Annotated in this window: 10 protein-coding genes and 1 pseudogene; 2 read left to right on the forward strand and 9 right to left on the reverse strand. The window is 72.3% G+C overall.

The window, feature by feature from the left end:
* The 5 genes and pseudogenes from ACFYQQ_RS08725 to ureA form a co-directional block, all read right to left on the reverse strand.
* Positions 1-407 (reverse strand): annotated as a pseudogene (locus ACFYQQ_RS08725) (citramalate synthase); the annotation flags it as partial.
* 464 nt (positions 408-871) lie between these two features.
* A complete protein-coding gene (locus tag ACFYQQ_RS08730; protein ID WP_355780988.1) occupies positions 872-1,432 on the reverse strand; it encodes a TetR/AcrR family transcriptional regulator in 561 nt (186 codons plus the stop codon).
* A gap of 80 nt (positions 1,433-1,512) precedes the next feature.
* Positions 1,513-2,550, reverse strand: a complete 1,038-nt coding sequence (locus tag ACFYQQ_RS08735; RefSeq protein ID WP_355780983.1) for an agmatine deiminase family protein — start codon at positions 2,548-2,550, stop codon at positions 1,513-1,515.
* 25 nt (positions 2,551-2,575) lie between these two features.
* Positions 2,576-4,279 carry an urease subunit alpha gene (locus ACFYQQ_RS08740; protein ID WP_355780985.1) on the reverse strand — a complete coding sequence of 568 codons (1,704 nt, stop codon included), beginning with the start codon at positions 4,277-4,279 and terminating at the stop codon, positions 2,576-2,578.
* Entirely contained in the window at positions 4,276-5,034 is a 759-nt protein-coding gene (ureA, locus tag ACFYQQ_RS08745) for an urease subunit gamma (protein WP_356243746.1), read from the reverse strand. The genes ACFYQQ_RS08740 and ureA overlap by 4 nt, the downstream gene beginning before the upstream one ends.
* 167 nt (positions 5,035-5,201) lie before the next feature.
* Here ureA and ACFYQQ_RS08750 point away from each other — a divergent pair, with 167 nt between their 5' ends.
* Positions 5,202-6,635 (forward strand): cytosine permease, encoded by a 1,434-nt coding sequence (locus ACFYQQ_RS08750; protein WP_388904032.1) that lies wholly within the window; start codon positions 5,202-5,204, stop codon positions 6,633-6,635.
* A gap of 52 nt (positions 6,636-6,687) precedes the next feature.
* Here ACFYQQ_RS08750 and ACFYQQ_RS08755 read toward each other — a convergent pair whose 3' ends face one another.
* From ACFYQQ_RS08755 to ACFYQQ_RS08765, 3 genes are all read right to left on the reverse strand, one after another.
* Positions 6,688-7,284 carry a hypothetical protein gene (locus tag ACFYQQ_RS08755; protein ID WP_356243752.1) on the reverse strand — a complete coding sequence of 199 codons (597 nt, stop codon included), beginning with the start codon at positions 7,282-7,284 and terminating at the stop codon, positions 6,688-6,690.
* Positions 7,285-7,412: 128 nt separating this feature from the next.
* On the reverse strand, positions 7,413-8,501 hold the full coding sequence (locus ACFYQQ_RS08760; RefSeq protein ID WP_356171710.1) for a branched-chain amino acid aminotransferase: 1,089 nt from the start codon (positions 8,499-8,501) through the stop codon (positions 7,413-7,415).
* 251 nt (positions 8,502-8,752) lie between these two features.
* Positions 8,753-9,805, reverse strand: coding sequence for a 3-isopropylmalate dehydrogenase (locus ACFYQQ_RS08765; protein ID WP_355782000.1), 1,053 nt, complete (start codon positions 9,803-9,805; stop codon positions 8,753-8,755).
* A gap of 153 nt (positions 9,806-9,958) precedes the next feature.
* On the opposite strand from ACFYQQ_RS08765, the gene ACFYQQ_RS08770 reads away from it, so the two are divergent.
* On the forward strand, positions 9,959-11,524 hold the full coding sequence (locus ACFYQQ_RS08770) for a purple acid phosphatase family protein (RefSeq protein ID WP_388904035.1): 1,566 nt from the start codon (positions 9,959-9,961) through the stop codon (positions 11,522-11,524).
* A 100-nt stretch (positions 11,525-11,624) separates the two neighbouring features.
* Here ACFYQQ_RS08770 and ACFYQQ_RS08775 read toward each other — a convergent pair whose 3' ends face one another.
* The gene (locus ACFYQQ_RS08775; protein ID WP_344392558.1) at positions 11,625-11,753 is read right to left on the reverse strand and encodes a hypothetical protein; all 129 of its coding nucleotides are present in this window, start codon (positions 11,751-11,753) and stop codon (positions 11,625-11,627) included.
* Positions 11,754-11,949 lie beyond the last annotated feature (196 nt).

Here is an 11,949-nt window from a genome sequence, read left to right on the forward strand (position 1 = left end):
TCGCGCACCATCTCCAGGTTCTCCTCCAGGGTGGTGCGCAGCGCCAGCTCGACATGCCGGTCGTGGGACTTCGCGACGAGGGTGATCACCGGGGCGCCGGAGTCGAGCAGCGCCTGGACCTGGGGGTCCTCGGCGGCCTTCGCGTGGGCCCGGCGGGTGGCGCCGAAGGCGACGAGCTGGGCGTGCCGGAAGTCGATCTCCTGGCGGGCGCGGGCGAAGAACTCGGTGTCCCGGGGGTTGGCGCCGGGCCAGCCGCCCTCGATGAAGCCGACGCCGAAGTCGTCCAGGTGCCGTGCGATGGCCAGCTTGTCCGCGACCGTGAGGTTGATGCCCTCACGCTGCGCGCCGTCGCGCAGCGTCGTGTCGAAGACGTGGAACGAATCGTCGAGCTCGCTGGTTTCGGTCATGGTCTGTGGCTCCTGTGAGAAAACTCGGTCTACCGGAATGACCGGCTCCACCGTCCCCCAATGATCCCTCGCGCTCTCTTCCCGGCTTGTGGTGGGCCAGGAAAACGAAAAACCCCTCGCGGGTGCGAGAGGTCTGCGCGCGGGTCGAGACGACGGTGCCCGCCCGTACGTGGTGGTACGTGGCGGTCACTGCGGACCGGCGCGCCTGCTGCCAATAATCATGGCGAACGAGAGCACGGTGGCAGTCTGGCACAACGGGGCCCCGGTGCTCACCGGCGTCTCAGGATGCGAGCCGGGCGTCCCGCCGGGAGGGCGGCTTCCGGCCATCACCGGCCGGCGTCCGGCGCCTGCGCCCAGGCGAGGCCCCGCCTCCCGGCGTCCGCCCTGCCTCCCCGAGACTGCCCTGCCGGGACCCGGCCTGCCGAGAACCGGCCACCCCCTGTCCGCCCTGCCGAGGACCCGCCTCAGGACTCCCGACCGGCCGAGCCGTCCCCGAGGGAGTCGTCCAGGAACTCCCGGACATGGGAAAGGACCTGTCCGCGGTCCGTCCCGCGCAGGCCGATGGCCACGTGGATGGAGAAACCGTCGAGCAGGGACCGCAGCCGGGCGGCGAAGCGGTCCGGGTCGACCCGGCGGAACTCGCCGCGCGAGACACCCTCGGCGAGCAGCGCCACCAGGTCGCGGTGCCAGGCGCCCTCGATGGCGGACTGCCGGTCGCGGGCCTCCTCGTCGGCGTTCTGCGAGCGGTTCCAGACCTCCAGCCAGAGCGTCCAGTGCGGGTCGCGGTGGCCGTCGGGCACGTACAGGTCGACGTACGCGTCCAGGCGCTCGCGGGCCGTCCCGCGCGCGGCGAGCAGCCGGCCGCGCTCGGCGCCGAGCCGCCCCTCGCTCCATTCCAGGGTGCGCAGCAGCAGCTCGTCCTTGGAGTGGAAGTAGTAGAGGAGGTGGCCGCTGCTCATGCCGACCTCGCGGCCGAGCGCCGCCATGGTGAGCTTCTCCAGACCGCGCTCGGCGATCATGTCCATGGCGGCCGCCAGCACGTCCTCGCGCGGAGGGGCGTTCCTCCTCCGCGGTGTGCGGCTCTCGGCCACGCGCGTCTCCCGGGTCAGGTCCTCGGCTGCTGCTGGGTGATGCAGTGGATGCCACCGCCCCCGGAGAAGATCGTACGGGCGTCCACCAGGGTGACCGTCCGCTCGGGGAACAGCCGCCGGAAGATGCCGGCGGCGATCTCGTCGCGCGGGTCGTCGAAGCCGCACAGCACCACGCCGCCGTTGCAGAGGTAGTGGTTGATGTACGAGTAGTCGGCCCAGTGACCGTCGGCCTCCAGCACCGTCGGGGCGGGCACCTCCACGACCTCCAGGCGGCGGCCGCGTGCGTCGGTCTGTCCCCTGAGCAGCCCGATGATCTCCTTGCTGACCTCGTGGTCGGGGTGCGCCGGGTCCGGCTGCGCGTGCGCCACGACGACGCCGGGCCGCGCGAAGGCGGCGACGATGTCGACGTGCCCGAGGGTGCCGAAGCCGTATGGGGGATAGTCGCCGGTCAGGCCGCGCGGCAGCCAGATCGCCTTGCGGGTGCCGAGCAGGGCGTGGATCTCGGCCTCGACCTGCTCGCGCGTCCAGTGCGGATTGCGCTCGGGGCCCAGCTGCACGGTCTCCGTGAGGAGCACGGTCCCCTCGCCGTCGACGTGGATCGCGCCGCCCTCGTTGACCAGGTCCGAGCTGTACGTGCGCGCCCCGGCGAGATCCGAGACGTACGCGGCGATCTTGCCGTCGTGCTCCCAGCGGGCCCAGTCCTGGGCGCCCCAGCCGTTGAACGTCCAGTCCACGGCGGCCAGTCGGCCCTTCCCGTCGGTGAGGAAGGTGGGGCCGATGTCGCGCATCCAGGCGTCGTCGAGGTCCCGCTCGACCAACTCGATCCCGGCTCCCAGGAGTTCGCGCGCCCCGGCCGTCTGGCCCGGTCCGCACACCATCGTCACGGGTTCGAAGCGGCGTACGGCACGCGCCACTTCGGCCCACGCCCGGCGGGCCCCGGCCAGGTCGTCCGGGTCGTCGAAGGTGGGGTTGGGGCCCGGCCACGCCATCCAGGTGCGCTCGTGCGGGGTCCACTCGGCGGGCATGCGGAAGCCGTCGGCGGCAGCAGACATGGGGGGTCCTTAGAGGCTGTGTCGATTACAGGAAGTACAGGCGATTGAGGGAGACGGAGTCGGCCGGTTCGGAGCGCAGCGGGTCCCCGTCGAGGGTGACCAGGCCGGTGCGCTGGTCGACGTCGACGGCTCCGGTACGGGAGTTGAGGCGCAGGTCGGCGGGGCCGATGCCGCGGGTGCCGCGCACGGCGACGCGGCGGCGGCGGGTCGGCATGGTGTCGTGGCCCAGGTCGAGCGCGGCCTGCGCGACGAACGCCACCGAGATCTCCGCGGGCGTCGCGCCGTGCGCCCCGAACTGCGGTCCCAGTACGAGGGGTTCGCAGGTGTCGGTGGCCGCGTTCGGGTCGCCGACGACCCCGTACGCGGGGAACCCGGACTTGAGGACGAGCTGCGGTTTGGCGCCGAAGTACTCGGGCCGCCACAGGACGATGTCGGCGAGCTTGCCGACCTCGATGGAGCCGACCTCGTGGGAGAGACCGTGCGCGATGGCCGGGTTGACGGTCAGCTTGGCCATGTAGCGCAGCACGCGCGCGTTGTCGTCGCCGGTGTCGCCCGAGCCGTCCAGCGGTCCCAGTTCGGCCTTCATCTTCCCGGCCATCGCGAAGGTGCGGCGGACGGTCTCGCCGGCCCGGCCCATGCCCTGCGCGTCGGACGAGGTGATGCCGATCGCGCCGAGGTCGTGCAGGACGTCCTCGGCGCCCATCGTCCCGGCCCTGATCCGGTCGCGGGCCATCGCGGCGTCGCCGGGCAGGTCGGTCTTCAGGTCGTGGACGGAGACGATCATCCCGTAGTGCTCGGCGACCGCGTCCCGGCCGAAGGGCAGGGTCGGGTTGGTGGAGGAGCCGATGACGTTCGGGACGCCCGCCATCTTCAGGACGTTCGGCACGTGGCCGCCGCCGCAGCCCTCGATGTGGAAGGCGTGGATGGTGCGCCCGTCCAGGACGCGCAGGGTGTCCTCGACGGAGAGGCACTCGTTCAGTCCGTCGCTGTGCAGGGCCACCTGGACGTCGTGCTCCTCGGCGACCCGCAGGGCGGTGTCGAGCGCGCGGGTGTGGGCGCCCATGTCCTCGTGGACCTTGAAACCGCTCGCGCCTCCCTCGGCCAGCGCCTCCACGAGCGGGGCCGGGTCGGAGGACGAACCCCGGCCGAGGAAGCCGATGTTCACCGGCCAGGCGTCGAAGGCACCGAAGGCGTGCCGCAGGGCCCAGGGCGAGTTGACGCCGACGCCCCACACCGGCCCGAACTCCTGGCCGATGATCGTGGTGACGCCGGAGGCGAGGGAGGCCTCCATGATGCGCGGCGACAGGAGGTGGACGTGCGTGTCGACGGCGCCGGCGGTGGCGACCAGCCCCTCGCCGGACACGATGGACGTGCCGGTGCCGACGACGACGTCGACCCCGTCGAGGGTGTCCGGGTTGCCCGCGCGCCCGATCGAGCAGATCCGGCCCTCGCGGATGCCGATGGAGACCTTGCGGATCCCCTGGACGGCGTCGATCACGACGACGTTGCTGATCACGACGTCGCAGGTGTCGCGGACGGCGGCGGCCTTCAGGTGCAGTCCGTCGCGGGCGGTCTTGCCGAAGCCGGCCAGGAACTCGTCCCCGTACTTCTGGGCGTCGCTCTCCACCCGGACCGTCAGCCCGGAGTCGCCGAGCCGGATCCGGTCCCCGGCCCGCGGGCCGTGGGTCGCGGCGTACGCGTAGGGGTCGACCCGGGTCGTGTCGCTCATCGTCCGCCTCCGTCGTGCGCGGGGCCCGCCTCGGGGCCGCTGTCGCCGTCCGTGCCGTCACGCGGGGCCGTGCCGGACCCGCCCGCTCCCAGGTAGCCGCAGGCGGCGGCCCTGCGCAGGGCCTCCCGCCTGGCTCCGGGCGCGTCCAGCGGCCCGTCGACCAGCCCGGCGAAGCCGATCGCGATCCGCTCGCCGCCGATCGGCAGCAGCCCGACCTCGACGCTCTCGCCGGGACCGAACCGCACCGAGGAGCCCGCGGGCACCGCGAGCCGCATGCCGTAGGCCGCGGACCGGTCGAAGTCCAGCCGCGGGTTGACCTCGAAGAAGTGGAAGTGCGAGGTGACGGAGACCGGGACCGTCGCGGTGTTGGTGACGGTGAGCCGGACGACGGCCTCGGGGTCGCCGTGCGCGGGTCCCGGGAGCAGCGCGCCCGGGGCGTCCCCGCCGAGTCCTCCGCCGATCGGGTCGCCGACCACCGCGAGCCGGGAGCCGTCGTCGAAGACGGCCTCCACGTGCACCTCGGTGACGACGTCGGCGACCCCCGGCAGGACGTCGTCGGGACCGAGCACCGCGCGGGCCGCCGCGATGGCCTCGGCGAGACGCCGCCCGTCCCGCGCCGCCTCGCAGACGGTGTCGGCGATGAGGGCGGTCGCCTCGGGGACGTTGAGCCTGAGGCCGCGGGCCCGGCGGGCCCGCGCCAGTTCGGCGGCCCCGAAGAGCAGCAGCCGGTCACGCTCGGTGGGAGTCAGTCTCACGACGCGACACCTCCTTGCCTTCCACCAGTTAGAGCAACACTCTAACCACAGCCTAACGGTGAGATTCACGGGACGGAAACATTGACGTGCCCGCCGGGACAGGTCACATTGAACGCCGCTCAAACTTTCAGGTGTGCACGCAGGCGGCCGATCGAAGGAGACCAGCCATGCCGATAGAACAGCGCGGAGTCGACACCGTCCCGGACGAGGAACGCACCAGCGGGCCCCGCGACCTCGTCTCGATCCTGCTCGGGTCCAACCTGTGCCTCGGAGTGATCATCTTCGGCTGGCTGCCGCCGTCCTTCGGCCTCGACTGGTGGGCGTCCGTCAGCTCGATAGTGGCCGGCACCGTCGTCGGCACCGCGGTCACCGCCCCGCTCGCGCTGGTCTCCCTGCGCACCGCGACGAACCTGTCGACCTCCTCCGGCGCCCAGTTCGGCGTCCGCGGCCGGCTGGTCGGCTCGGTCGTCGGCCTGCTGCTCGCCCTCGGCTACACCGCGCTGACCGTCTGGATCGGCGGCGACGTGATGGTGAGCGTGCTGCACCGGCTCCTCGGACTGCCGGCCACGGGAGTCTCGTACGCGGTGGTGTACGCGCTCCTCGCCACGGCGACGGTGGCGGGCGCGGTGTACGGCTACCGCGTGCTCCTCGCGATGTCCCGGGTGCTGGCGATCGGCATGACCGCGCTGCTGGTCCTCGGCGTGATCGCGTACGCCCCGCACTTCACCACCTCCGCGCTCCCGGAGACCGGCGGGTACCTGCTCGGCTCGTTCTGGCCGACGTGGCTGCTGGCGGCGGTCGCGGCGGGCCTGTCCGGGCCCATCGCGTTCATCACCCTCCTCGGGGACTACACCCGCTACATCTCCCCCGTCCGCCACAGCTCCCGCTCGGTCCTGCACGCCACCTGGCTCGGCCTGCTCGCCGGCCTCTTGGTCCCGCAGCTCTTCGGCACCTTCACGGCGTACGCGGCCCGCGCCGCCCTCGACTACGCGGGCCCGCTCGTCGCCGCCTCGCCCGGCTGGTACCTCGTCCCGCTGCTGCTCGCCGCGTCCGCCGGCTCGGTCGGCAACGCGGGCCTGATGCTGTACTCCATGGGCCTGGACCTCGACGCGATCCTCCCGCGGGCCTCCCGCGCCCGGGCCACCGTCACGGTCGCCGTCGTCGCCACCGCCTGCGTGTTCGTCGGCCACTACGCGTCCAGCGCCCAGGACGCGATGACGTCCTTCGTCCTGCTGCTCACCGCGATCGGCACGCCGTGGGCGGTGATCACCCTGATCGGCTTCGTCCGCTGCGGCGGGGTCTACGACCCGGACGCGCTCCAGGTCTTCAACCGCCGCGCCAAGGGCGGCGTCTACTGGTACCGCGGCGGCTGGCACGTCCCGGCCACCGTCTCCTGGGCGCTCGGCGCCTGCGTCGGCCTGCTGGCGGTCTCCCTCCCCTCGTACGAGGGCCCGCTGCTGTCCCTGACCGGCGGGGTGGACTGCAGCTTCCTGCTGTCGGGAGCGGTCGGCGGCGCCCTCTACCTCGCCCTGCCCCGGCGCACGTCCGCCGCGCCCGCCCCCGCGGACACGGAGCGCGAGGAGGCCCCACTGTCGTCGTGACGGGCCGGGACCGCGCCCCCGGATCCCGCACCACCGCGTACGGCGGCGACGGTCAGAGCCCCCGGCCGACCCCGCGGGGCTTGCGGGGCGCCTTGCCCCACGGTCCGGCGGGCCGTTCCCGCCGGACCCCGGCCACGAATTCGGCACGGGTCGGAACGGACCGTGCCCCCGGCCGCAGGACCGACTCCGCGTCCCACGGTTCGGCATGCGCCCATCCGAACGCGGAGACGATCTCGGCGAAGACCGGTGCGAAGTCCGCACCGGTCAGGTCCGGCATCCGATGGCGCAGCCCTCGCACCCGGGCGGTGAAGGCGGCGGGCAGCGGCACGTGGTACGCCTCCAGGTAGTGCGCGAAGTCCGCGCGCCACACCCACACGCCGTCGGTCACCAGCGAGGAGCACCCGGACGTGTGCCGGTGGACCTCTCCGGTCAGGACGTCGACGCCCGCCTCCATGACGTGCGTGAGGCCGTGGCCCGTGTCGAGATACTCCACGATCCGCGCTTCGTCCGGCTCGCCGGTCGTCCGCACCTGCGCCCTCAGCGGTCCCGCAGCCACCTCACCCCGGAAACCGAAGTCGTCGAAGAAGCCGAGCAGCCTCAGCACGCGCGCCCCCTCCGGCGTCTTCGGGCAGATGATCGAGGCGAGCATACGCAGGCTCGGCGGGGGCCGGTGCGGGACCGCGGCCGCCCGGCGGGGCGGGCCGGTGCCTGCCGGCCGGGAGACGCGGGAAGCCCGGCTCGTGACGGGCCGGGCTTCGCGCGGGGGTGGGATCGGGATCAGCCCAGGGGGTGCATCCAGCCGTGCTTGTCCTCGCTGATGCCGCGCTGGATGTCGAGGAGCGCCTCGCGCAGCCGCAGGGTGACCTCGCCCGGCCGGCCGCCCGACTGCTGCCACTCGGTGCCGGTCCGCTTGACCGTGCCGACCGGGGTGATCACGGCGGCGGTGCCGCAGGCGAAGACCTCGGTGAGGGTGCCGTTCTCCGTGTCGCGCTGCCACTGGTCGATGGAGACGCGGCCCTCCTCCGCCCCGTAGCCGAGGTCGCGGGCGACGGTGAGCAGCGAGTCACGGGTGACGCCGGCCAGCAGCGAGCCGGTCAGCTCGGGCGTGACGATCCGGTCGCCGTACACGAAGTACAGGTTCATGCCGCCGAGCTCCTCGACCCACTTGTGCTCCACGGCGTCGAGGTAGGCGACCTGGTCGCAGCCCTTGGCGGCGGCCTCGGCCTGCGCGAGCAGCGACGCGGCGTAGTTGCCGCCGGTCTTGGCGTCGCCCATGCCGCCGGGGACGGCGCGGACGCGGTCCTCGGAGAGCCAGATCGAGACGGGCCGCACGCCGCCGGCGAAGTACGCGCCGGCGGGCGAGGCGATGACCAGGAACAGGTACTCGTTGGCGGGCTTCACCCCGAGGCCGACCTCGGTCGCGATCATGAAGGGCCGCAGGTAGAGGGACTCCTCGCCGCCGTGCGCCGGGACCCAGGAGCGGTCGTGCTGCACCAGGACGTCACAGGCCTCGATGAACGTCTCGACGGGCAGCTCGGGCATGCCGAGCCGGCGGGCGGACGCCTGGAAGCGCCGCGCGTTCATCTCGGGGCGGAAGGTGGCGACGGAACCATCGGGCTGGCGGTACGCCTTCAGGCCCTCGAAGATCTCCTGCGCGTAGTGCAGGGTCATGTTCGCCGGGTCGAGGGAGAGCGGGCCGTACGGGACGAGCTGGCCGTCGTGCCAGCCGCGGCCCTCGGTCCACCGGATCGTCACCATGTGGTCGGTGAAGTGGCGGCCGAACCCGGGGTTGGCCAGGATGGCCTCGCGCTCCGCCTCGGAGAGGGGGGCGGCCGAGGGCTTGAGCTCGATGGTGGGCGTCGTCATGAGTGGTTGTCCTTCACCGGTTGTGTGTGACGGGCCGCGCTCACGCCTGTACTGCCAGTGGCCAGTGCTAGGACGTCCGAGCATTCCCTCATTCCGCGGCTCCACGTTCGATTATCGCGTGTGGCGAGCCGTGGACGAAAAAGGTGTGAATGCGGCCCAGGGTTCGATGGTGGCACCCGGCGAGGGCATAAGAAAAGCCGCCGGGTGCGGATGCGACCCGGCGGCTCCTGTGGAAAGCGAGTGGCGCGGGGTCAGCCGGCTACTCGTACGGCGAGGGCGTCGCCGATCTCATCGGTGCTGCGGGCGGGCTTTCCGACGCGCTCGGCGAGGTCGGCGGCGACCGCTTCCTCGATCCGCGCGGCCTCGTTCTCGTAGCCGAGGTGGCGCAGCAGCAGGGCGACGGAGAGGACCGTGGCGCTGGGGTCGGCCTTGCCCTGGCCCGCGATGTCGGGCGCCGAACCGTGCACGGGCTCGAACATCGAGGGGTACGTGCCGCTCGGGTTGATGTTGCCCGAGGCGGCCACGCCGATGCCGCCGGAGACGGCCGCGGCCAGGTCGGTGATGATGTCGCCGAAGAGGTTGTCGGTGACGATCACGTCGAAGCGCTCGGGCTGCGTGACGAGGTAGATCGTCGCCGCGTCCACGTGCATGTACTCGGTGGTGACGTCGGGGAACTCCTCGGCCACCTTGTTGAAGACGTCCGTCCACAGGTGACCGGCGAAGGTGAGCACGTTGTTCTTGTGGATGAGCGCGAGCTTCTTGCGGGGGCGGGCCTGGGCGCGGGCGAAGGCGTCCCGGACGACCCGCTCGACACCGAAGGCCGTGTTGACGCTGACCTCGGTGGCGACCTCGTGCGGGGTGCCCTTGCGGATGGTGCCGCCGTTGCCGGTGTACGGGCCCTCGGTGCCCTCGCGGACGACGACGAAGTCGATCTCGGGCTCGCCCGCGAGCGGGGTGGCCACACCGGGCAGCAGCTTCGACGGACGCAGGTTCACGTGGTGGTCGAAGGCGAAGCGGAGCTTGAGCAGGAAGCCGCGCTCCAGGACACCGGAGGGGACCGAGGGGTCGCCGATCGCGCCGAGCAGGATCGCGTCGTGCTTCTGCAGGGCGTCGAGGTCGGCGTCGGTGAGGGTCTCACCGGTGGCGTGGTAGCGCCGGGCGCCGAAGTCGAACTCCTTGGTCTCCAGCTTCACATCCTGCGGGAGGACGGCGGAGAGGACCTTCAGTCCCTGGGCCACGACCTCCTGGCCGATGCCGTCACCGGGAATGACTGCGAGATTGAGGATGCGAGAGCTTGCCGACATGCGCAGCACCGTACTCCTTGTCCCATGGGATGACACGCGGTGTCCGCCATACGGACATCCCGAGCGTGTCCGGACGGGCGGCGGAACCATTCGTCAGACTCCGTTCACCCGTCCGTTTGGCGGTTGTTGGGAATTGCTGGGAAGTTCACCGGCATGGACACCCCTGACGTCGGCATACCGGAGCAGCTCGCGCGCCGCATGAGCATGGCCGAGCAGCACGAGTACCTGCGCACGCGGCTCACCCGGCGCCGGGCGCTGGTGTCGGCGGGCGCGTTCGCGGGCGCCGGGCTGCTGGCCGGCTGCACGCCGGGCACCGCGAGCCGGTCCCAGCCGGCGGGCGGTGCGCCGAGCCCGGCCACCAGCCGTTTCCCGGGCTCCGCCCTCGCGCCGTTCGGGCGCCATCTCGCCTTCGGCGCGGACCCCATGACGCAGATGCGGATCTCCTGGCAGGTGCCGTCCGCGGTCCGCAGGCCGTACGTCCGCGTGGGCCTGACGCCCTGGTCGCTGAGCCGGCGGATCGAGGCCGACCTGCGCGACCTGCACACACCGGGCGTGGAGGGGCAGCGGGCGGCGCTCGACCAGTACTACCTGCACGCGGCGCTCGACGGACTGCGCCCGGGGACGACGTACTACTACGGCGTCGGCCACGAGGGCTTCGACCCGGCGGACAAGAAGCACCACGGGACGGTCTCCCGCTTCCGCACGGCGCCCGCGCACCCGGAGAAGTTCGTGTTCACGGCCTTCGGCGACCAGGGCGTCACACCCGACGCCCTGGCCAACGACAAGGCGCTGCTGGGCCGCGGCCCGGCCTTCCACCTGCACGCGGGCGACATCTGCTACGCCGACGGCACCGGCCACGGCGAGAAGTCGGACATCTACGACCCCGCGGCCTGGGACCTGTTCCTGAAGCAGACCGAGACCGTGGCCGGGTCGGTGCCGTGGATGGTGACGACCGGGAACCACGACATGGAGGCCTGGTACTCGCCGAACGGCTACGGCGGCCAGTCCGCGCGCTGGGCGCTGCCCGACAACGGCTTCGACGCGAGGCGGGCGCCGGGCGTCTACTCCTTCGTCTACGGCAACGTCGGCATCGTCGCCCTGGACGCCAACGACGTGTCGTACGAGATTCCCGCCAACCTCGGCTATTCGGACGGCCGGCAGACCGCCTGGCTCGACCGGCGGCTCGGGGAACTGCGCGAGCGGACGGACTTCGTCGTCGTGTTCTTCCACCACTGCGCCTACTCGACGTCGACGCACGCCTCCGACGGCGGGGTCCGGGACACCTGGGTCCCGCTGTTCGCCAAGCACCAGGTGGACCTGGTGATCAACGGGCACAACCACGTCTACGAGCGGACCGACGCCATCAGGGGCGGCGCCGTGGGACGGCGGGTCCCGGTGGGCGCCTCGACCGATCCGACCCGCGACGGCATCGTCTACGTGACGGCGGGCGGCGCGGGCAAGAGCCTGTACGCCTTCCCGGACGGCGTGAAGGACAGCCACGAGAAGAAGGTGCGGGACCGCGAGTCCGTGGAGACCTTCCACTGGACGAAGGCGAAGCGGCGCAAGCGGGACACCGTCGAGTGGTCGCGGGTGCGCTACACCGGCTACTCGTTCCTCTCCGTGGAGGCGGAGGCCGGTGCGAGTCCCCGGCTCACCGTGTCCGCGCTGACGCAGGACGGGGAGCGGATCGACCACTTCGAGGTGCGGCGCGGGAAGTGACCGGCGCGGGCGCCGCACCGCGCGGTGTGGCGCGGGCCGTTGGCCTCGCGCCACCGCCGCCCGGGCGCGGCCCGCGCGACGGTGGGAGGGGCGGGGGGCCTCAGTGGCCCGTGGCCCCGCCGTTGTCCCGGCGGTCGAGGGCGCGCTGGAGTGCCGCGGCTGCGTTCTTGCGGTCGGAATCGCTGGTACGGGAAACGTGACGGACTCGGCGGACGGTCGTCTCGGCCATGACGGTCGGCTCCTTGCCTCCGGACGATGACGCCGGAAGTGGGGTGAGGGATACGAGACGCCGGAGGGGCGGGGAGCGGTGCCGCAGGGGTTGCCTGCTCGGGGCCCGGCTCACGACCGCCATTCGCTTGATCGAGCGAGACGTTCGGCTCCTACAAAGCTAGGCGAGGACGGCGCATCTGTCTCCACAATTACTC

The sequence above is a fragment of the Streptomyces sp. NPDC005496 genome (genome assembly GCF_042872045.1).
Classification (GTDB): domain Bacteria; phylum Actinomycetota; class Actinomycetes; order Streptomycetales; family Streptomycetaceae; genus Streptomyces.

What these genes read in the sequence shown, in the direction of transcription:
- ACFYQQ_RS08730 (WP_355780988.1), bottom strand. Translation starts at nt 1,432, where the DNA reads ATGGACATGATCGCCGAGCGCGGTCTGGAGAAGCTCACCATGGCGGCG.
- ACFYQQ_RS08735 (WP_355780983.1), bottom strand. Translation starts at nt 2,550, where the DNA reads ATGTCTGCTGCCGCCGACGGCTTCCGCATGCCCGCCGAGTGGACCCCG.
- ACFYQQ_RS08750 (WP_388904032.1), top strand. Translation starts at nt 5,202, where the DNA reads ATGCCGATAGAACAGCGCGGAGTCGACACCGTCCCGGACGAGGAACGC.
- ACFYQQ_RS08760 (WP_356171710.1), bottom strand. Translation starts at nt 8,501, where the DNA reads ATGACGACGCCCACCATCGAGCTCAAGCCCTCGGCCGCCCCCCTCTCC.
- ACFYQQ_RS08765 (WP_355782000.1), bottom strand. Translation starts at nt 9,805, where the DNA reads ATGTCGGCAAGCTCTCGCATCCTCAATCTCGCAGTCATTCCCGGTGAC.
- ACFYQQ_RS08755 (WP_356243752.1), bottom strand. Translation starts at nt 7,284, where the DNA reads ATGCTCGCCTCGATCATCTGCCCGAAGACGCCGGAGGGGGCGCGCGTG.
- ACFYQQ_RS08775 (WP_344392558.1), bottom strand. Translation starts at nt 11,753, where the DNA reads ATGGCCGAGACGACCGTCCGCCGAGTCCGTCACGTTTCCCGTACCAGC.
- ACFYQQ_RS08740 (WP_355780985.1), bottom strand. Translation starts at nt 4,279, where the DNA reads ATGAGCGACACGACCCGGGTCGACCCCTACGCGTACGCCGCGACCCAC.
- ACFYQQ_RS08770 (WP_388904035.1), top strand. Translation starts at nt 9,959, where the DNA reads ATGGACACCCCTGACGTCGGCATACCGGAGCAGCTCGCGCGCCGCATG.